The sequence below is a fragment of the Micromonospora sp. WMMD998 genome, assembly GCF_029581235.1.
Taxonomy (GTDB): domain Bacteria; phylum Actinomycetota; class Actinomycetes; order Mycobacteriales; family Micromonosporaceae; genus Micromonospora.
On the sequence record NZ_CP120740.1, the window covers coordinates 6011169 to 6028757 of the forward strand.

Here is a 17589-nt window from a genome sequence, read left to right on the forward strand (position 1 = left end):
CCCGGCCACTGCGCGCCGGGCGGGGCGCACCCCCTGACGGGAGGACCCATGGCCACCGCCACGGCCACGAAGAAGCCACCCACCGACACCGGCCGGTGCGGCACGTACGCCGGCCACCAGCGCCACCGCAAGCGCGGCGAAGCCGACTGCGACCCGTGCGCCGAAGCACGCCGGGACTACCACAGGGGCTGGAAGGCCGCCGCCCGCCGAGCGCCGACGCCTGTCGTGCCCTTGTCGGAGTGGTCGGTGTTCGGCCGGTTCGCGGCCCTGCCGGTGCTGCACCTGGCGCGGATGCGCAGCGGAATGTGCGTGGAGTGCTTCGGCTTCACGGACGACTTCCGGCACCTGGGCGTGACCCGGTGACCGAGCCGGCCTACCCCACCGAGCGGTGCAAGTCGTGCCCCGCCCAGGTCATATGGGCCACCACCGAACGCGGGAAGCCGATGCCCGTCGACGCCGCCCCGACGTCGGACGGCACGGTGCTGCTGGAGCAGGTCGGGTCGCGGCTGGTGGCGCGGGTGCTGCCGGCGCACCGGGCGTTCGGCCGCAAGGACCTGCGGCGCAGCCACTTCGCGAGCTGCCCGGACGCGGCGAAGTGGCGGCGGCGATGAGCGGCGCGCTGGTCGCCAGCCACGATCAGGCACTCCACGCCATCGGCGAGCGCCTGGAGCAGCCCGGCACCGACCCGCTGCTCCGGACCGTCGTCGCCGGCGTCATCACCTTGCACCTTGCTCTGCCGTCGCCGACCGGCCGGCCGAACCCGGACTGCGAGGACTGCCACGGCACCGGCCAGCACAAGCAATTCGGCCTGGCTGTGCACTGCCACTGCCGGTGCCCGTGGTGCACCGGGTGCGACGAGCCGGTGTGCGGCGGGCCGTGCCCGACCGTCGAGGTCATCGCGGACCGGTTGGGGCTGCTGTGACTGACCGGGCGGTCCGCGCCGACCACGTCCGGCACCTCGTGCAGCTTCAGATCCGCGCCCGCCGGAACCGGGCCCTGCGCCTGGCCCTGATCGCCAACCTCATCCGGAGGAAGAACCGATGACCGACAGAACGTTCCGGCTGGAGACCCGCGACGAGCGCGGCCTCATCATCCGCATCGACGTGCGCACCGTGTCGACCTTCGACGAGTTCATGGCGGCGGCGGCCGCGCTCGGCGCCGAGGTTCTTCCCCGGCACGGTCACGCCGCCGAGCCCGAGCAGCCCGACTGGCACCACCAGATCGTCTTCGCCGCCGACGGCACCTGGGAGATCGACGCCCACCCCGCGTACTGCCCCGCCGCCCGGCCGTGCACCGTCGAGCGGCTCGCGACGGCGCAGCTCCCGCGCGCCGAGCTGCGGACCGGGCTGGCCGGGCTCCGCTTCGAGTGCGCGGTCAACGACCTCCGCGACACCTTCCTCATCGGCGACCGCGTCGACGCCGACCCGACCTGTGACACCCCCGAGCCGGCCAGCGATGACACCACCGTGGACACCAACCGCCAGGCCGAGGGCTGACCGATGGACACGACCAGGGAACAGGCCATCACCGAGGTGATGGCGGAGACAGGCGAGCCCTACGAGATCGTGGCAGACCTGTGGGACGCGCTCGTGTCGATGCACGAAGAGCAGGAAACCGAAGCGGCCGACGACGACGGCCTCACCTGCGACCCCTGCCGCGCTGGCCACTGCTACGCCTGCAACGGCGCGTTCTGCCAGCACGAGTGCGTCAGCGACGAATACGACCCCGCCGACGACGACCGGCCCGTCGTCACCGTCGAGCTGCCCGGGATCAGCAGATGACCACCGAGCAGCTCGTCCTCGCCTTCGTTCCGCTCGCCGACCCGGCCGAAGGCTTCGAGGCCCGGCACCAGGTCGGCCAGGTACGCACCCCATGGACCTGGGCCACCGGCCCCCACGCCGGCGCACCCACACCCCAGGCCGGCGACCTCGTGCCCGCCTGGCGCTGCTGCCACTGCGGCGGCATCGAGATGACCCGGTACTTCCTGGCCCTCAGCCACGGCTGCGAGGACACCCACGGCGGATGCCGCGCGTCGTGCCGCTACCGCCCGCCCGACCCGACCTCCCGGTACCGGATGGACGCGCACTGGGTGCCGCCGGCGGGATGGAGCCGGCCATGACCCACCAGGCCCCGCTCATCCACGTCCCCGGCCGAGGCGGCATCTGGCGGAAGTTCCTGCTCGACAACCGCCGCACCGTCAACGCCGCGCCCTGGCTCGACGCGCTCGCCCAACACGCCCCCGTCGGCACCTGCCGACGCGACGGCGGCTACCTGTACCCCGCCGGCCAGCCCTACACCAACGCCGGCAGCACCCGCCAGTGGTACCCGACCGCCTGCGCCACCTGCCACGAACAGACCGCCGCACCCGGCCCCGCGCCCCCTAAGAGGCGCCGCCGTCGATAACACCCACGCGCGACCCGCAACCGCACCAACCGCACAACCCGATAGGAGCAGGAATTGGCACGCAGCGAAGCCCGGATCGCGGTCAGCATCTGGACAGACGCCGATTTCCTCGCGCTGAGCCCCACCGCCCAGCGCATGTTCATGTTCCTGCTCAGCCAGCCCGACCTGGCCCACGACGGCGTCCTGGCGCTCCGGGAACGACGCTGGACGAAGACCGCCAAGGAACTCACCCGCGCCAATGTCGAAGACGACCTGGCCGAACTGCGTGCCGCGCGTTTTGTCGTGGTCGACGAGGACACCGAAGAGGTCCTGATCCGCTCGTTCATCCGCCGCGACAAGGTGTACCGGCAGCCGAACGTGCTCCGCGCCGCCTGCGACCACCTCGCGGTCGTGTCGAGCCGGACCATCCTCGACGCGATCGCCGGCGAGCTGCGCCGGGTCCTGGCCGCCGACGACATCGCCGAGGTGTCCGCCGCGATCGTCCGGGACATGATCGAGACGATCCGGAAGGGTTCGCCGAACCCTTCCGGGAACCCTTCGCCGAAGGGTTCGCCGAACCCTTCCAGCGACCCGCCACAGTCCGACGACGACGCCAACACTCACAGCGACGGCGACGACGTTTCCGCAGGTGTTAAGGGTTCCGGGAACCCTTCCGGGAACCCTTCACCGAACCCTTCCGGGAACCCTTCGGCCGGTACTCCCGGGGAACGGGGAACAGTTACGGCCGTACGTAGGGCTTCCCCGTTCCCCGTTCCTCGATCCTCGGACCCCGGCCCCCGCCCCCAGTCTTCGACTGGGGGGCCGCGCGGGTGGAGCGACGGCGATCGGCGCCGCGTCCTCGACGAGGGAGCACCACCCCCCACCCGATGCTCCCAACACCGCGACACCCACAACCCGCCGAACTGCGGCGCCTGCGCCGACGTCCGCAAGGCCCGCGAGCAGTGGGACCGCGATCAGGCCGCAGGCAACGCCCGAGCCCAGTCCGAGCGGGCCCGCCAGCACGCCGAAGCCGTCCGCGCCGCCATCGACGCCTGCCGCACCTGCGACGAACACGGCCAGGTCGACGGCCGGATGTGCCTGCACGACCCCGACATGACCGACCGGGCCCGCCGCGGCGCCGCCGCCGCAGCCGCCGCCATCCGCCGCAGCGGAGGTGACCGGTGACCCACCCGCACCAGCACCACGCCACCCGCGCCGCCCAGAACCTCACCACCGCCCGCCACCAGCTCGACGCCGCAGTCACCCGAGAAGCCGCCGAACGACGCGCCGAAGCCCGCATCACCGCCGCCGCCAGCGCCATCCAAGCCTGGCGACCCATCCCCGGACCCACCGGCAAAGGCAGCCACGGCGACCCCGCCTCACGCGCCGCCGTCGGCACCCTCGAACCCGACGTCCGCGACGGCCGCCTCGCCCGCCTCGCCACCAGCACCACCGACACCCTCACCTGGCTCACCCGCCGCCTCCACCTCCACGCCGCCGACGACCCGCTCACCACACTCACCCACGCCATCCCCGACCTCCAGCCGGCCACCGCCGCTCACCTCTGGCGCTGGCTCGACGAGGCCGACACCCGAATCCGCGACACCCTCCAGCTCAAGCCCAACCGCGAACTACTCGTCGGCCTCGCCTGCCCCCGCTGCTCAGCCCGCCAACTCTGGCTCCACACCGACGGCCCCACCTACACCCGCACCGTCACCTGCGAAGCCGGCGCCGACGGCTGCCTCTGCATCGGCGACGACTGCACCTGCCACATGGACATCCGCGCCGCCGGCGTACGCCACATCTGGCCCGCCAGCGCATGGCCCACCACCCCGAGGCGGTGACCCATGGAGCAGCTCCACGGCGTCGAGTTCGTCACCACCGGCGAAGCCTGCGCCCAACTCGGCCCCGACATCACCCCCGCACTCATCAACAGCTGGGTCAGACGCGGACACCTCACCCCCGCCGGCCGCCTCGCCGGCCGCGCCCACCTCTTCCGCTGGGACGACGTCGTAGCCGCCGAACAGCGCACCCGCACCAGCCGCCGAGGCCGAAAACGCAAGGTCACCGTCACACCTCACTTGCCAAAGATCAGCACGCCAGCCACAATGTCGGAGCTGGCACCCGAGACGAACCCTGCCCAGAATCGGACAGGCACCCTCGTGCCGCCACCCGACCAGCCCGTCGTCTACTACGTGCAGTTCGCCGACCGCGTGAAGATCGGCTACAGCCGGAACTTCCGCACCCGCCTCGGCAACCTCCCGCACGACGAAGTCCTGGCCGTCGAACCCGGCGCCCGAGACCTCGAACGGCTACGCCACCGGCAGTTCGTGCAGCAGCACATCACCCACGAGTGGTTCCACCTCGACGACGCGCTCCGCTCGCACATCGAGATGCTGCTTGACCACTACGGCCCACCCGAGCGCGTGCTTGGCTGGACCCTCGCGGCTGGTTGCGCACATGCGACACGCTGACACGATGCGCACCCCGAACCGGCGCACCATCCGCCACGCCGCCCTCCCCATCCTCCTGGTCCTCGCCGCCATCGCCCTCGCCATCGTGCAATGCGGATGGGGGCCAGGACTCGCCAGCTGACACCCAGGTCGAGGGAGCGACCATGCCCCCCACCACCACACAACGCGGCTACGGCTGGGCCCACCAACAAGCCAGGGCAGCAGCGCTCGCCCACCTCACCCACGTCGGCCAGCTCCCCTGCGCACGCCGCTGCGGCAAGCCCGTGCTCCCGCACCAGGCGCGACACCTGGACCTCGACCACACCGACGACCGCACCGGATACCGAGGCCTCGCCCACCGCACCTGCAACCGATCAGCAGGCCAAGCCAAGGCACAAGCACGACGACGCACACGCACCACCAAGCCCAACCGCAGCACCAACGCGATCACCTCACGCGCATGGTGACGCAGGGTGGAGGGCAGGGGGGCGGGTGGCACACGCAGAGTGAGCAACCCTGACCCATCGCTTTGCGTCAGGAAAATTTCCCCCCGCGCGGGTAGGAAATCCTCGGTTGACAGGAGGTTCCGATGCCGTTGACCGGAGCCGAGCGTCAGCGCAGGTCGCGGCGCCACCGCGCCGGCGACCACTCGCTGTGTGACGAGACGGCCGCCTGCCGCCGTGACGGCGGTGACGTCGCCGACGAGCCCGTCACCGTCACACCGCCGCCGGCCGAGACGCCGTCACAGCCGACGGCACCGCAGCCGACCGAGCCGGTCGGCGACGAGCTGCCGGCCGCCGCGGACCCGGGTGACATCGAAGCCGAGGTCCGCGACTTCGTCGACCAGCTGCTCCCGAAGTTCCCCGCCGGCGACCCGCGGCGGATCCTCTGCTCGATTGTCGTGAAGCTGGCCCGGCGGGTCGACGAGTCCGGCGCCGCGCCGGCCGCGATCCAGCAGCTGCGGGTGATGCTCATGCAGATCGCGGAGGTCCCCGACCAGCCGGCCGGGCCGCTCGACGCGGCCAGGGCGCAGCGGGCGGCGCGCCGGATCGGCTCGCTGGCCGCCGGCCGGTGAGCGGCGGCCTGCGCGGGCAGCAGACACCGCGGCTGGAGCTGCGCCCGGACTGCGTGTCGTCGGCCGCCTGCGAGGCGATCGAGTTCTACCACTCGCTCGGCCGGACGCTGGACCCGTGGCAACAGCACGTGATCGACGTGGGCCTGGGCGAGGACGCCGCCGGCGACTGGGCCGCCCCGGAGGTCGGGGTGATCGTGCAGCGGCAGAACGGCAAGGGCGACATCGCCCAGGCCGTGGAGCTGGCGTCGCTGTTCCTGTTCGGCGATGAGGTGATCGTCCACACGGCGCACCTGATCGACACCAGCAAGACGGCGTTCCGGCGGACGGTGGAGCTGGTCGACGGCTCCGACGATCTGGTCCGGCGGGTGAAGCGGGTCAACAAGACCAACGGCGAAGAGGCCATCGAGCTGCTCACCGGCGGGCAGCTGCGGTTCCGGACGCGCACCGGCCGCGCCGGGCGGGGCATCACCGGCGACAAGGTGTTCTTCGATGAGGCGTTGGAGCTGACCGACGACCAGCTGGAGGCGCTGGTCCCGACGATCCTGGCCCGCCCGAACCCGCAGATCTGGTACCTGTCCACGGTGCCGAAGATGGTCGACCAGTTCCTGGTCCGGCTGCGGCGCCGGGTGCTGGCCCGCGACCCGGGCCTGGCGTACTGCGAGTGGGGCGTGGACCGGGGCGCGGACCTCGACGACCCGCGGGTGATGGCGCAGGCGAACCCGGCGTACGGCATCCGGGTGACGCCGCGGACGTTGGCGATCGCGCGGGGCGCGCTCGGCGAGGCCGGGTTCGCGCGGGAGTGCGCGGGCATCTGGCCGCACGAGGAAGCCGCCCAGTGGCGGGTGATCTCGGAGGCGGCGTGGCTCGGCCAGCGTGACCCGTCGGCGACGATGGTCGGCCGTCCGGCGTACGGGGTGTTCGTGCCGCCGGATCGGTCGTACGCGGCGATCGCCGCGGCCGGGCAGCGCGGTGACGGCGGCTGGCTGGTCGAGGTGACCGGGAACCCGGAGCAGGGCCTGGACTTCCGGCCGGGCACGCGGTGGATCGTGGGCCGGCTGAAGGAGCTGGAGCGGCACCAGCCGTGCGCGGTGGTGATCGACGACAAGGCGGTCGCGGACGCGGCCGAGCAGGCTGGGCTGATCGTGCACCGGCCGTCGGTCGGTGACGTGGTGACGGGCTGCCAGCTGCTGTACGACGGCGTCGCCGGCGACACCCGCGACACGTGGCATCTGGGCCAGCAGGAACTGACGGACGCGGTAGCCGGCGCGGACACCCGGCCGGTCGGGAACTCGTGGGCGTGGAACCGGGCGAACCCGACCGCGGACATCTGCACGTTGGGCGCCGGGTCGCTGGCCCTGCTCGGGGCGCGTACGCCGCGCCTGCACCGGCCGTCGCGCCGGCCGCTCGCGGCGTTCGCCTGACACGAGAGGGGGCCCCGGTGACGGTGCTCGACTACACGGACGTGACCCCGGGTGACCGGGTGGACCGGATCACCGCGCAGGCCCGCCAGTGGTCGCCTGGGCGGACGCTGCTGGGGCTGCTCGCCGTGCTGCTCGTCGGTGTGGGTCGGGCGGCGTACGCGGTGTTCGCCGCGGTGTGGCTGGCGGTGACGTGGTGCGCGGCGGCGGTGAAGGTCGGGTGGGATGACGCCCGGCATGCCCGCGCCGAGCGGATCGAGGCGGTGAGGCGGGCCGATGGCGTCGATGCTTGACCGGGTGTCCGCCCGGCACCGGGCGATGGTCGGTCCGGCCGGCGTGAAGGGCACGTTCGTGGAGCCGCCGTTCTGGCGCCTGGATGCGCTGCGGCAGGCGCTGCTCGGGTCGGGCGCGCCGGATCGGGAGCAGATCGAGCACGAGTTCGAGGGGTACGTCGCCGGTGCCGGGAAGGCCAACGCGGTGGTGTTCTCCTGCAACTACGCGCGGCTGCGGGTGTTCGTCGACGTGCAGTTCGGATGGCGGGACCGCGCCGACGGGCAGCTCGGGCCGTTCTATGACTCGCCGGACCTGGCGCTGCTGCGCCGGCCGTGGCCGACCGGGTCGCTGGCGAACCTGTTGGCGTGGATGGAGATGGACGCCACTTACGCCGGGAACAGCTACATCACCTGGTGTGACGACGCGGGCCGGTACGGGCGGGCGGCGCGCGGCCCGGGCCGCCGGCTGGTGCGGCTGCGACCCAACTGGGTGACCCTGGTGATCGGCTCGCACTCCGAGGACCCGTACGCGCTCGACGCGCAGGTCGTCGGGATCATCTACGAACCGCCGACGTCCGGCGTCGCCGGCGTCCGCACCCAGCCGGTGCTGCTGGTGCCGAGCGAGGTGTGCCACTACTCGCCGATCCCGGATCCGGCGGCCCGGTTCCGGGGCATGTCGTGGCTGACGCCGGTGCTGCGGGAGATCGGCGCGGACCTGGCGGCCACCGAGCACAAGGCGAAGTTCTTCGAGAACGGCGCCGCGCTGAGCACCGTGGTGTCGCTGGACAAGGACATCACGCCGCAGCAGTTCGCCGAGTTCGTCGACCTGTTCAAGATGCAGCACGAGGGCCCGCGCAACGCCTACAAGACGTTGTTCTTCGGCGGTGGCGCGGACGTCACGATGCGCGGCGTCGACCTGCAGAAGCTGGACTTCAAGACCGTGCAGGGCGGCGGTGAGACGCGGATCGCGGCGGCGGCCGGCGTGCACCCGGTGGTCGTCGGCCTGTCCGAGGGTCTGTCGGGGTCGTCGCTGAACGCCGGGAACTACAGCGCGGCGCGCCGGAACGTCGGTGACGGCACGATGCGGCACCTCTGGAAGGAGGCCGCGGCCAGCCTGGAGGTGCTCTTCCCGCGACCGTCGGAGGCGGCCGAGCTGGTGCCGGACACCCGGGACACGGCGTTCCTGCGGGAGGACGCGAAGGACGTGGCGGTGATCCAGCAGACGCGGGCGCAGGCGCTGCGGTCGCTGCTGGACGCCGGCTACGAACCGGACGCGGCGGTGGAGTATCTGCGTACCGATGATCTGGCCCGGCTGGTCGGCCGTCACTCGGGTCTTTTCAGCGTGCAGCTCCAGCCGCCCGGCACCGAGCAACCCAGCGACGACACGCCACCGGAAGGGGGGCAGGAGTGATGGACGGCAAGCGGTTCGTGCTGGTGAAGCCGGGCGACGTGCTCGTCTTCGGTGGAGTCGGGGACCTCGATCCTGCGGTCGCAGAGGAGCTCGTCGGGCAGCTACGCGACCGGGTCGGCATCGAGCACGTCGCGTTCTTCGCCGCCGACATCGAGATGGACGCCGTGCCGGCGCCCGCGACCGCCAGGGAGGCGTGATGCAGGTCAAGGCCCTGCGCGGAGTCGAGATCAAGGACGAGGACAAGGGCACCGTCAGCGCGGTGTTCTCCACCTTCAACGTCATCGACTCCGACCGCGACGTCACCCTCCCGGGCGCGTTCGAAGACGGCGCGAAGTGGAAGATCTCCGCCTACGGCCACCAGTCGTGGATGGGCGTCCTGCCGGTCGGCAAGGGCACCGTCCGCACCACGTCGACGGAGGCGATCCTCGACGGCCAGTTCTTCATGGACACCCAGCACGGCGCGGACACCTTCCGCACCGTCAAGGCCATGGGCGAGCTCCAGGAGTGGTCGTACTCCGTCCACCCGCTGAAGCACTCCTACGGCGAGTTCGAGGGCCAGCAGGTGCGGTTCCTCGAGCAGCTCGGCGAGGGTGAGGTGTCGCCGGTCCTCGCGGGCGCCGGGATCGGCACCCGCACCCTGGCGGCGAAGTCCGGCGACGGGCTGCTGCTGCACGAGATCCAGACGGCGTTGGCGGCCATGGGCGTGGTCGACGACGCGATCACCAGCGCAAGCAGAGTGGGCGCTCTCCGCGCTGAGCGAGGTAAGTCCCTGTCCCGGGTGAACGTCGCCGCGCTGGAGCAGCTCGGTGACGAGCTGCGCCGGTTGCACGAGGCGTACGAGGCGCTGAAGAGCGCCGGCCCGGATCCCGACATCGATTCCACGGCCCTGGCCGATCAGGCCGCCAGCGAGCTGCTGCGGGCCATCGCACGCACAAGGAGAGCATGACCATGACGGACGTCATCGACTTCCCGGCGCTCAAGGAGGCGAAGGAGAAGCTCGACGCCAAGAACAAGGAGCTGTTCGCCGTCCTCGACGAGGCCGGCCCGCAGTACGACATGAAGCTGGTCAAGTCGCTGGAGGGCGACACCCAGGCCAAGGTTGAGTGGATCCGGGCGAAGAACGCCGAGATCGACGAGATCGGCAAGGAGGTCGAGGGCCTGCGCCAGGTCGCGAAGGCCGCCGGCCGGCGTCGCGCCGCGGGCGGGCAGGAGAAGGGCTCCGAGCCGGACAGCCGCAAGGGCGACCGCCGCGGCGAGCCCGGCCTCCCCGCCAGCTTCGGCGAGCTGTTCGTCAAGTCCAAGGCGTTCACCGACCGGCAGGGCCAGAACGGTCCGGAGGCCGTGCTGGAGCTGGACCTCAAGACCCTGATGCAGACGTCGGCCGGCTGGCTGCCGGAGACGACTCGCACCGGCCGGGTCGTCGACTTCGCGACCCGCCCGATCCAGGTTCTCGACTTCATCCCGCAGACGACCACGGCGCAGGCCGCGATCGTTTACATGGAGGAGACGACGTTCACCAACAACGCGGCAGAGACGGCTGAGGCCGGCACCTTCCCGGAGTCGGCGCTGGCGCTCACCGAGCAGTCCAGCCCGGTGCGGAAGATCCCGACGTTCATCCCGGTCACCGACGAGCAGATGGAGGACGTCGACCAGGCCCGCGGTTACGTCGACAACCGGCTGCGGTTCATGCTCCGCCAGCGCCTCGACGGTCAGGTGCTAGTCGGGAACGGCACCGCGCCGAACCTGCGCGGTATCAACAACGTGGTCGGGATCCAGACCCAGGCGAAGGGCGCCGACCCGACGCCGGACGCCTTCTACAAGGCGATGGTCAAGGTGCGGGTGACCGGCCGGGCGATCCCGGACCTGCACGTCATGCACCCGAACGACTGGATGGACATCCGGCTGCTGCGCACCGCCGACGGCGTCTACATCTGGGGTAACCCCAGCGAGGCGGGCCCGGAGCGGCTGTGGGGCCTGCCGGTCGCCCAGTCCGACGCGCAGACCGAAGGCACCGGCCTGACCGGCGACACCTCGTTCCTGGAGCTGTCGGTCCGGCGCGGCATCGTCGTGCAGGTCAGCAACAGCCACGGCACGTACTTCGTCGAGGGCAAGCAGGCCGTCCGAGCCGACGTCCGGGTGGCCTTCGTGGTGTACCGGCCGGCGTCCTGGTCGACGGTCACCGGCATCTGAGACGGCACCTGACGGGCCGGGCGGCAACGTCCGGCCCGTCGCCGTGAAGGGAGACAAGGCAGATGCCTCAGATCGAGCAGACCAGCGGGATCAAGACCGCGCAGGGTGAGTACGACTTCGCCCGCGACGGCGGAGCGGTCGGCACCATCCAGCTGCGCGGCGGTCCCGGCGACGCGGTCGGCAACGAGGTCCCGGCCGGCGCGGTCATCCTCGGCGGCTACATCGAGGTCGACACCGCCGTCACCGCCGGCGGCGCCGCGACCGTGGCCGTGAACTCCGAGGGCACCGGCGACCTCCTCGCCGCCGCCGCGGTGTCCGGCGCGCCGTGGTCGAGCACCGGCCGCAAGAGTGTGATCCCGGTGTTCACCGGGGCGACCACCGTCAAGACCACCGTCGCGCGGCGGCTGGCCATCACCATCGCGACGGCGGCGCTGACCGCGGGCAAGTTCCGCGTCGTCGTGTTCTACCGGTAGCCCGCCATGGCGCTGTCCATCACGACGATCAGAGATCAGGAGGGCCACACCATGGCCGAGAACACCAAGTCGGAGCTGCGGATCTACCGCACCGTCGACGGCGAGCTGGTGCGGGAGAACGACCCGCGCGGCGCGTACCTGGCGTACGGCGTCGGCGACCCGGTGGCCGACGGGGAACTGGACGCCTACCGCGCCCTGGTCGCCGGCGACACCGCCGGGCACGAGGTGCCCGGGCTGATGCACGACCGGCTGGCCACGGAGGTCGCCGACTCGCAGCGGGTCATCGCGAACGCGCCCGGCTCGCCGGCGGCCGACGCCGCGACGGATCGGATCGCCGCCGCGGCGGACCTGGTCGATGCCGGGTCGATCCCGCCGCCGCCCGCCCGGGACCACACGTCGCCGGTGGCGATCGTGCGGGAACACGCCGCCGGGCAGACCGACGGGCAGCCGGCCAAGCGGGACCGGCGGGCGGGCAGCAAGGCCGCGACGAAGCCGGCCGACAAGACGGCCGAGAAGCCGGCCGACAAGTAGGCAGGAGGCGGCCCGGGCCGAGCTTCGGCCCGGGCCCGCCAGTCGAGGGGCCTCATGGACATCATCGATTCCGGTCCTGTCGTGCTGCGCGCGACGGTCGGCGTACCGCAGGAGGGCGACCATGCCGGCGATCGTGCAGGCGCAGGCCAACAAGATCCTGGATCTGACGTTGGGCACCAGCAGCCCGACGATGTTCACCGGGGCGGCGAAGTGCAGGCTGACCACTACCGCGCCGACGGCGACAGCGGCCGGCACTGAGCTGACCGGCACCGGCTACACCGCCGGCGGCTCGACCATCACGTTCAGCGCGGCGTCGGCGGGCGCGACGACCGGCCCCACGTCGACGTTGCAGTGGACCAACGGCTCCGGCGGCACGTGGTCGATCGTGGGTCTGGAGATCTGGGACTCGGCGGGCACGCCGCTGCGCTGGTGGTACGGCACATTCACCGGCCAGCCGATCAGCGTGGCGGCCGGGAACATCTTCCAGGTGAGCGTCGGGGCGATCTCCGTCAGCCTGGGCTGAGCTGACCTCGGGGAGGCGTGGTGGCTGTCTCGTACGTCGGCGCGACGTCCGACACCAGCGTCACCACGGCAAGCACCTTCCCGACGTCATTCCCCGACGGCTGGGCGGCCGGGGACGTCGCGATCCTGGCCGGGCATGTTTCGGCGACGAACCTGACCATGAGCCCCGGCGCCGGCTGGGACCCCGTGGACGGCCTGACCAATCCCATCGACCAGGGCACCAACTCCCGGCTCTACCTGTGGCAGCGTCGCCTGCAAGCAGGTGACAGCCCGCCGACGATCACCGGGTCGGGTGCGATCACCGGCGGCTGGGAGATGGTTGTCGTGCGGGACGCCGCGGCCAGCCCGATCGGGCAGGTCGGCACCAGTGCGGTGGCGTCGTCGGCGTCGGTGGCGCTGCCGCCGCTGACGGGGGTGGCGGCCGGGTCGGCGCTCGTCGGTATCACGCACGCCCGCGTCGCGTCCGGCACGCTGCCGGACGGCCTCAACTGGGACGGCGTCTACACGCGGGTCACCGACATTTCGACGAGCCGGTCGACGTCGGCGGCGAACGTCCGCAACTCGTCGGCGTACCGGCTGATCAGCACGGCCGGCAGCTACGGCGGCGAGACGGTCGCCGTCAACAACTCGGTCAGCGCGTCCATGATCGGCGCGCTGATCGAGGTGCTCCAGGGCGCGACCACCATCACGGCGGTCGGCTCGACCGCCGCCGACGGCACGATGGCGGCTCAGGCCACCGTCATCCGGGCGGCCGGCGGCACGCTGACCGCCGGCGGCACGCTGACCGCCGCCGCCAGCGTGGTGGTGCCGGCCGACGCCGCGCTCGCCGCCACGACGACCACCACGGCCACCCCGACATCACGGCTCACCGGCTCCGCGACAGCCGCCGGCTCAGCGACCCTCGACGCAACTGGCCGGACCGTTCAGCCCGCCGCCTCCACGGTGGCCGGCGTCGGCACGCTGACCGCCGCCGGAACCGTCCGGCACACCGGCGCCGCCGCCTTGGCCGCCGCCGGCGTGCTCGGCGCGGACGCCTCCGGCACTCGCCTCGGCGTCGGCGCCCTCACCGGGGCATCCGCGCTCGCCGCGACGCCGCTGGTCCGCGTGCCGGCGCAGGCCTCGCTCGCAGCCGGCGCCGCGCTGACCGCCGCCGCCGTCGTCCGGGTTCCGGCCACGGTCACCATCACCGCCGGGGCGGCGCTCGCCGCGGCCGGGGTGCAACTGGTCACCGCCGGCGCGTCCCTGCTCGCGGGCGCCGCGCTGCTCGCCGACGCGGTGATCTACGTACCCGGGGCGACGGTCCGCGCGCAGTCCCGGCCCTCGGTGGCCGGTGCCGCCAGCACCACCTCGGTGACCGGCAGCCCCGCCCGTGCCGCCGTGACCCCGCCCGGCCGATCGGCGACGACCGTGGCCGCGCCCCGCGACAGCACCCCGGAGGTGACCCATGGCTGAGGTGTTCTACGCGGACGCCGCCGAGCTGGCCCGGCTGACCAACACGTTCACCGTCGACGACATCCCGACGGACCCGACGACGGTCACCCTGGTGGTGACCGACCCGACGGGTACGCCGACCACCTACACCGGCGAGCAGCTCGACCACGGGACCGCCGGAGTGTGGTCCAAGGACATCCCGTGCACGACGGCCGGCGTCTGGTCGTACGTGTGGGTGGGCACCGGCGCCGCCTCCGACGCGGTCGCCGGCACGTGGACGGTCCAGTCGACGGACCTGGGCCGGTTGTACTGCACGCCCGAGGAGCTGCGCTCCCGGGTCGGCCAGTTCAACCCTGACGATGACACCCGCGACTCGGAGATCGTCGAGGCGTGCGCGACCGCGTCGCGGTGGATCGACCAGTGGTGCGGCCGGTCGTTCTGGCGCGCCGACGCCACCCGGGTGTTCCCGGCCCGCTCCGGCTGGCGCGTCGACCTGGACGACGTGGTGTCGGTGACGTCGGTCGCGGTCGACGCCGACGCCGACGGCGTGTACGAGACGGTGTGGACGCCCGGCGACTACGAGCTGGGCCCGCCGAACCCGAGCTACCCGCCGCGCCCCTACACCGTGCTGCGGGCCGTCGGCTCGTCAACGTTCCCGTACGACTGCGGCGGCGCGGCCCGGGTGCGCGTGACCGGGGTGTTCGGGTGGCCGGAGGTGCCGGCCGAGGTGCGGCAGGCCGCCGCGGTGATGGCCACGGACCTGCTGAAGCTCGGCACGATGGCGTTCGGCGTCGCCGGGTACGGCGAGTACGGGCCGGTCCGGGTGCGCCCGAACCCGATCGTCGAGGCGCTTCTGTCGGCGTACCGGCGTCGCCCGGTGCTGGTGGCGTGATGGCCACGACGATCCCGCAGATCATGACCGGCATCGAAACCCGGCTGAAGACGGTGCGGGGGCTGAACACCGCCGACCATGCCCCAGGTAACCCTATGCCGCCGGCCGCGTTCCCGCTGGTGCCGGCGATTCCGTACCGGGAGACGATGGGCCGCGCGCACTACACCCTGACGTTTCGGGTGGTGCTGCTCGTCGCCAACCAGCTCGACCGGGTGGGCCAGCACCTACTCGCCGAGTTCGCGTCGCAGACCGGTGACCGGTCGATCCGGGCGGCCCTCGAGGGAGGCCGGGAGACGACCGGCGCGCAGACCCTCGACGGGCTCGTCGACGACCTGGTCGTCGACGGCTTCGACCCTGACGGACTCGTCGACACCAACCTCGCCGGCTACATCGGTGGTGTCTTCAACCTTCGCATCATGGCCTCGGGAGTGTGACCACGTGCCCAGCTTCGCCCTGACCGACGCCACCTGCTGGGTGGCCGGGTACGACTTCACCACCGACCTCAACCAGATCTCGGTCAGCGTGGACGCCGAGCAGCTCGACACGACGACGTTCGGCTCCGGCGGCTACCGGCAGCGGATCGGCGGGCTGAAGACGGTGCAGGCGCAGGTCGCCGGGTTTTGGCAGTCCGCGGCCACCGCCGCCCCGGACCCGCAGGCGTTCCCGGACCTGGGTGTGCCGGACCGGCCGGCGACGTTCGCGCCGACCAGCGGCGAGGGGTCGGTGGCCTACTCGGCGATGGTCGGGAAGTTCACCTACGACCTGTTCGGGCAGGTCGGCGCGGCGACGCCGTTCAGCCTGGCGATGGCCGGCACGAACCGCGACGGCCTGGTCCGCGGCCTGGTCGCCGCGGCGAAGGGCAACGTGTCCGCGACGGGCGCGCTCGGGTCGGTGCAGCAGGTCGGCGCGGTCCCGTCCGGCCAGTTCCTGTACGCGGCGCTGCACGTTTTCTCCGCCGGCACCACGATGACCGTGCAGGTGCAGTCGGCGACCACGCTGGGGTTCGGCAGCCCGACGGTGCGGGGCACGTTCGCCGCGGCGACGGCGGTCGGCGGGCTGTGGCTGGCCCGGGTGCCCGGCCCGATCACGGACACGTATTGGCGGCTGAACGTCTCCGCCATCACCGGCACCTTCCAGGTCGCCGGCGTCATCGCCATCGGGTCCTGACCCGCCACATCCCTGAAGGAGCACCAGCATGCCCTCGTTCGCGTTCACCGACGCCAAGGTCACCGTCAACGCGGTGGACCTGTCCTCCTACGTGCGGCAGGCCACCCTGAACGTGCAGGCCGACCAGCTCGACGACACCGCCATGGGCGACAGCTTCCGGTCCCGGATCGGCGGGTTGAAGGACTGGTCGGTGAGTCTGGAGTTCAACTCCGACTTCGCCGCCGGGGCCGTCGACGCGACGCTGTTTCCGCTGCTCGGCAGCGTGGTCACGGTGACGGTCAAGGCGACTAGCGCGACCACTTCGGCGACGAACCCGCAATACTCAGGCCCGGTGCTGGTGTCGGCGTACAACCCGATCGGCAACTCGGTCGGGGACCTGGCCACCAACTCGGTGACGTGGCAGGGCGCCGGCGCGCTGGCCCGCGCCACCAGCTGACCCGATGGTCGTCCGGGTCACCGGCCGGGCGCAGCTGCACACCGTCCGGCAGGCTCTGCGGGACGTCGGCGACCGGGGCCTCGGCGGGCAGCTGCGGCGCGGACTGAAGGCCGCCGGCGACAAGCTGGCTCCGGCGGTGCGCGCCGAGGTCCCGAAGGCGATGCCGTCGGGGTACGCGCCGACGCTGTCGCGCAGCCTGCGGTTCCGCACGGCGACGAAGGAAACAGCGCACACGGCTCGGGTGACGGTCCGGGTGTACGGCGACGGTCGCAAGGAGAAACGCGACGTGCCCCGGCTGAACGCCGGCGTGCTCCGGCATCCGGTGTTCGGCCGGTCCCGTCCGATCAAGAACCACGCCCGCTACAAGGCGACGTCGCTCGCCAATCCATGGGTGGCCCAGCGGGTTCGGAAGGGCTTCGTCGACCGGCCGGTGGACCGGCTGATGCCTGAGGTGTCGCGGGAGATGCAGCGGGTCGTCGACTGGGTCGCCGACCAGATCACGAGAGGGTGAGCATGCAACGACGGATCCCGCTGATGCGGTTCCGGTTCGCCGAGGCGGACCATGAGCGCTACGGCGACGGCTGGTGGACGTTCGACGAGGCCGCGCTGACCCGGCTGCGCGCCCGGGAGCTTATGGCCCTCGACGAGGAGTTGCGCGAGCACCTGGGCGTCAACGTCATCACCGCCCTGGACTCCTACCTGAAGGGTGGCACCGTCGGCGCGCTGGCCGTGATGTGGATGGCCCGCCGGTTCGCCGGCGTCGACGAGTCCCTGGCCGACTTCGACCCGCTGCCGATGCTCGCCGAGGTGAAGCTGCTGAAGGCGACCGACGACAACCCCCCGGCCTCGACCTCCTCGCCGTCGCCGGTGAGCGAGGAGGCGTAGCCGAGTTCCTCGACCAGGTGGGGCCGCGGCTGTCCCGGGCCTATGTGGCGC

The 17589-nt window shown here is 72.2% G+C and carries 28 protein-coding genes; all 28 read left to right on the forward strand.

Annotated features, from left to right (window positions below; all coding sequences use genetic code 11):
* Positions 1–48 precede the first annotated feature (48 nt).
* Complete coding sequence (locus tag O7619_RS27175) at positions 49–363, forward strand: hypothetical protein (RefSeq protein ID WP_282284234.1); 315 nt, start codon at positions 49–51, stop codon at positions 361–363.
* Positions 360–611 (forward strand): hypothetical protein, encoded by a 252-nt coding sequence (locus O7619_RS27180; protein WP_282284235.1) that lies wholly within the window; start codon positions 360–362, stop codon positions 609–611. The genes O7619_RS27175 and O7619_RS27180 overlap by 4 nt, the downstream gene beginning before the upstream one ends.
* The gene (locus O7619_RS27185) at positions 608–922 is read left to right on the forward strand and encodes a hypothetical protein (RefSeq protein WP_282284236.1); all 315 of its coding nucleotides are present in this window, start codon (positions 608–610) and stop codon (positions 920–922) included. The genes O7619_RS27180 and O7619_RS27185 overlap by 4 nt, the downstream gene beginning before the upstream one ends.
* Positions 919–1044, forward strand: coding sequence for a hypothetical protein (locus tag O7619_RS27190; protein ID WP_282284237.1), 126 nt, complete (start codon positions 919–921; stop codon positions 1042–1044). Before O7619_RS27185 ends, O7619_RS27190 begins: the two co-directional genes overlap by 4 nt.
* Positions 1041–1496, forward strand: coding sequence for a hypothetical protein (locus O7619_RS27195; protein WP_282284238.1), 456 nt, complete (start codon positions 1041–1043; stop codon positions 1494–1496). The genes O7619_RS27190 and O7619_RS27195 overlap by 4 nt, the downstream gene beginning before the upstream one ends.
* 3 nt (positions 1497–1499) lie before the next feature.
* The gene (locus O7619_RS27200) at positions 1500–1781 is read left to right on the forward strand and encodes a hypothetical protein (RefSeq protein WP_282284240.1); all 282 of its coding nucleotides are present in this window, start codon (positions 1500–1502) and stop codon (positions 1779–1781) included.
* On the forward strand, positions 1778–2119 hold the full coding sequence (locus O7619_RS27205) for a hypothetical protein (RefSeq protein WP_282284242.1): 342 nt from the start codon (positions 1778–1780) through the stop codon (positions 2117–2119). Before O7619_RS27200 ends, O7619_RS27205 begins: the two co-directional genes overlap by 4 nt.
* The gene (locus tag O7619_RS27210; RefSeq protein WP_282284244.1) at positions 2116–2403 is read left to right on the forward strand and encodes a hypothetical protein; all 288 of its coding nucleotides are present in this window, start codon (positions 2116–2118) and stop codon (positions 2401–2403) included. Before O7619_RS27205 ends, O7619_RS27210 begins: the two co-directional genes overlap by 4 nt.
* A gap of 54 nt (positions 2404–2457) precedes the next feature.
* On the forward strand, positions 2458–3567 hold the full coding sequence (locus O7619_RS27215; protein WP_282284246.1) for a hypothetical protein: 1110 nt from the start codon (positions 2458–2460) through the stop codon (positions 3565–3567).
* Positions 3564–4226 carry a hypothetical protein gene (locus O7619_RS27220; RefSeq protein WP_282284247.1) on the forward strand — a complete coding sequence of 221 codons (663 nt, stop codon included), beginning with the start codon at positions 3564–3566 and terminating at the stop codon, positions 4224–4226. The genes O7619_RS27215 and O7619_RS27220 overlap by 4 nt, the downstream gene beginning before the upstream one ends.
* 3 nt (positions 4227–4229) lie before the next feature.
* Complete coding sequence (locus tag O7619_RS27225; RefSeq protein WP_282284248.1) at positions 4230–4856, forward strand: GIY-YIG nuclease family protein; 627 nt, start codon at positions 4230–4232, stop codon at positions 4854–4856.
* 568 nt (positions 4857–5424) lie between these two features.
* Positions 5425–5910, forward strand: coding sequence for a hypothetical protein (locus tag O7619_RS27230; RefSeq protein ID WP_282284249.1), 486 nt, complete (start codon positions 5425–5427; stop codon positions 5908–5910).
* Entirely contained in the window at positions 5907–7331 is a 1425-nt protein-coding gene (locus O7619_RS27235) for a hypothetical protein (RefSeq protein ID WP_282284251.1), read from the forward strand. Before O7619_RS27230 ends, O7619_RS27235 begins: the two co-directional genes overlap by 4 nt.
* A 17-nt stretch (positions 7332–7348) precedes the next feature.
* The gene (locus O7619_RS27240) at positions 7349–7621 is read left to right on the forward strand and encodes a hypothetical protein (RefSeq protein WP_282284252.1); all 273 of its coding nucleotides are present in this window, start codon (positions 7349–7351) and stop codon (positions 7619–7621) included.
* Positions 7605–9011, forward strand: a complete 1407-nt coding sequence (locus O7619_RS27245) for a phage portal protein (protein ID WP_282284253.1) — start codon at positions 7605–7607, stop codon at positions 9009–9011. Before O7619_RS27240 ends, O7619_RS27245 begins: the two co-directional genes overlap by 17 nt.
* Entirely contained in the window at positions 9011–9208 is a 198-nt protein-coding gene (locus O7619_RS27250) for a hypothetical protein (RefSeq protein ID WP_282284254.1), read from the forward strand. Before O7619_RS27245 ends, O7619_RS27250 begins: the two co-directional genes overlap by 1 nt.
* Positions 9208–9957, forward strand: coding sequence for a hypothetical protein (locus O7619_RS27255; RefSeq protein WP_282284255.1), 750 nt, complete (start codon positions 9208–9210; stop codon positions 9955–9957). The genes O7619_RS27250 and O7619_RS27255 overlap by 1 nt, the downstream gene beginning before the upstream one ends.
* The gene (locus O7619_RS27260) at positions 9954–11201 is read left to right on the forward strand and encodes a phage major capsid protein (RefSeq protein ID WP_282284256.1); all 1248 of its coding nucleotides are present in this window, start codon (positions 9954–9956) and stop codon (positions 11199–11201) included. The genes O7619_RS27255 and O7619_RS27260 overlap by 4 nt, the downstream gene beginning before the upstream one ends.
* A gap of 62 nt (positions 11202–11263) precedes the next feature.
* Positions 11264–11674, forward strand: a complete 411-nt coding sequence (locus O7619_RS27265) for a hypothetical protein (RefSeq protein ID WP_282284258.1) — start codon at positions 11264–11266, stop codon at positions 11672–11674.
* A 6-nt stretch (positions 11675–11680) separates the two neighbouring features.
* Positions 11681–12205: a hypothetical protein gene (locus O7619_RS27270; RefSeq protein WP_282284259.1), complete on the forward strand. Its 525-nt coding sequence runs from the start codon at positions 11681–11683 to the stop codon at positions 12203–12205.
* Positions 12206–12326: 121 nt separating this feature from the next.
* Positions 12327–12728 carry a hypothetical protein gene (locus O7619_RS27275; RefSeq protein WP_282284260.1) on the forward strand — a complete coding sequence of 134 codons (402 nt, stop codon included), beginning with the start codon at positions 12327–12329 and terminating at the stop codon, positions 12726–12728.
* A gap of 20 nt (positions 12729–12748) precedes the next feature.
* Positions 12749–14179 (forward strand): hypothetical protein, encoded by a 1431-nt coding sequence (locus O7619_RS27280; protein WP_282284261.1) that lies wholly within the window; start codon positions 12749–12751, stop codon positions 14177–14179.
* Positions 14172–15050, forward strand: coding sequence for a hypothetical protein (locus tag O7619_RS27285; protein WP_282284262.1), 879 nt, complete (start codon positions 14172–14174; stop codon positions 15048–15050). Before O7619_RS27280 ends, O7619_RS27285 begins: the two co-directional genes overlap by 8 nt.
* Positions 15050–15484: a hypothetical protein gene (locus O7619_RS27290; RefSeq protein ID WP_282284263.1), complete on the forward strand. Its 435-nt coding sequence runs from the start codon at positions 15050–15052 to the stop codon at positions 15482–15484. Before O7619_RS27285 ends, O7619_RS27290 begins: the two co-directional genes overlap by 1 nt.
* 4 nt (positions 15485–15488) lie before the next feature.
* On the forward strand, positions 15489–16217 hold the full coding sequence (locus tag O7619_RS27295; protein WP_282284265.1) for a hypothetical protein: 729 nt from the start codon (positions 15489–15491) through the stop codon (positions 16215–16217).
* Between the two features lie 28 nt (positions 16218–16245).
* Positions 16246–16653: a radical SAM protein gene (locus tag O7619_RS27300; RefSeq protein ID WP_282284266.1), complete on the forward strand. Its 408-nt coding sequence runs from the start codon at positions 16246–16248 to the stop codon at positions 16651–16653.
* Positions 16654–16657: 4 nt separating this feature from the next.
* Positions 16658–17164, forward strand: a complete 507-nt coding sequence (locus tag O7619_RS27305; RefSeq protein WP_282284267.1) for a hypothetical protein — start codon at positions 16658–16660, stop codon at positions 17162–17164.
* A gap of 2 nt (positions 17165–17166) precedes the next feature.
* Entirely contained in the window at positions 17167–17538 is a 372-nt protein-coding gene (locus O7619_RS27310; RefSeq protein WP_282284268.1) for a hypothetical protein, read from the forward strand.
* Positions 17539–17589: the final 51 nt, after the last annotated feature.

What these genes read in the sequence shown, in the direction of transcription:
- O7619_RS27265 (WP_282284258.1), top strand. Translation starts at nt 11,264, where the DNA reads ATGCCTCAGATCGAGCAGACCAGCGGGATCAAGACCGCGCAGGGTGAG.
- O7619_RS27310 (WP_282284268.1), top strand. Translation starts at nt 17,167, where the DNA reads ATGCAACGACGGATCCCGCTGATGCGGTTCCGGTTCGCCGAGGCGGAC.
- O7619_RS27175 (WP_282284234.1), top strand. Translation starts at nt 49, where the DNA reads ATGGCCACCGCCACGGCCACGAAGAAGCCACCCACCGACACCGGCCGG.
- O7619_RS27250 (WP_282284254.1), top strand. Translation starts at nt 9,011, where the DNA reads ATGGACGGCAAGCGGTTCGTGCTGGTGAAGCCGGGCGACGTGCTCGTC.
- O7619_RS27230 (WP_282284249.1), top strand. Translation starts at nt 5,425, where the DNA reads ATGCCGTTGACCGGAGCCGAGCGTCAGCGCAGGTCGCGGCGCCACCGC.
- O7619_RS27225 (WP_282284248.1), top strand. Translation starts at nt 4,230, where the DNA reads ATGGAGCAGCTCCACGGCGTCGAGTTCGTCACCACCGGCGAAGCCTGC.
- O7619_RS27275 (WP_282284260.1), top strand. Translation starts at nt 12,327, where the DNA reads ATGCCGGCGATCGTGCAGGCGCAGGCCAACAAGATCCTGGATCTGACG.
- O7619_RS27305 (WP_282284267.1), top strand. Translation starts at nt 16,658, where the DNA reads ATGGTCGTCCGGGTCACCGGCCGGGCGCAGCTGCACACCGTCCGGCAG.
- O7619_RS27285 (WP_282284262.1), top strand. Translation starts at nt 14,172, where the DNA reads ATGGCTGAGGTGTTCTACGCGGACGCCGCCGAGCTGGCCCGGCTGACC.
- O7619_RS27195 (WP_282284238.1), top strand. Translation starts at nt 1,041, where the DNA reads ATGACCGACAGAACGTTCCGGCTGGAGACCCGCGACGAGCGCGGCCTC.
- O7619_RS27290 (WP_282284263.1), top strand. Translation starts at nt 15,050, where the DNA reads ATGGCCACGACGATCCCGCAGATCATGACCGGCATCGAAACCCGGCTG.
- O7619_RS27205 (WP_282284242.1), top strand. Translation starts at nt 1,778, where the DNA reads ATGACCACCGAGCAGCTCGTCCTCGCCTTCGTTCCGCTCGCCGACCCG.
- O7619_RS27300 (WP_282284266.1), top strand. Translation starts at nt 16,246, where the DNA reads ATGCCCTCGTTCGCGTTCACCGACGCCAAGGTCACCGTCAACGCGGTG.
- O7619_RS27185 (WP_282284236.1), top strand. Translation starts at nt 608, where the DNA reads ATGAGCGGCGCGCTGGTCGCCAGCCACGATCAGGCACTCCACGCCATC.
- O7619_RS27270 (WP_282284259.1), top strand. Translation starts at nt 11,681, where the DNA reads ATGGCGCTGTCCATCACGACGATCAGAGATCAGGAGGGCCACACCATG.
- O7619_RS27255 (WP_282284255.1), top strand. Translation starts at nt 9,208, where the DNA reads ATGCAGGTCAAGGCCCTGCGCGGAGTCGAGATCAAGGACGAGGACAAG.
- O7619_RS27245 (WP_282284253.1), top strand. Translation starts at nt 7,605, where the DNA reads ATGGCGTCGATGCTTGACCGGGTGTCCGCCCGGCACCGGGCGATGGTC.
- O7619_RS27210 (WP_282284244.1), top strand. Translation starts at nt 2,116, where the DNA reads ATGACCCACCAGGCCCCGCTCATCCACGTCCCCGGCCGAGGCGGCATC.
- O7619_RS27260 (WP_282284256.1), top strand. Translation starts at nt 9,954, where the DNA reads ATGACCATGACGGACGTCATCGACTTCCCGGCGCTCAAGGAGGCGAAG.
- O7619_RS27200 (WP_282284240.1), top strand. Translation starts at nt 1,500, where the DNA reads ATGGACACGACCAGGGAACAGGCCATCACCGAGGTGATGGCGGAGACA.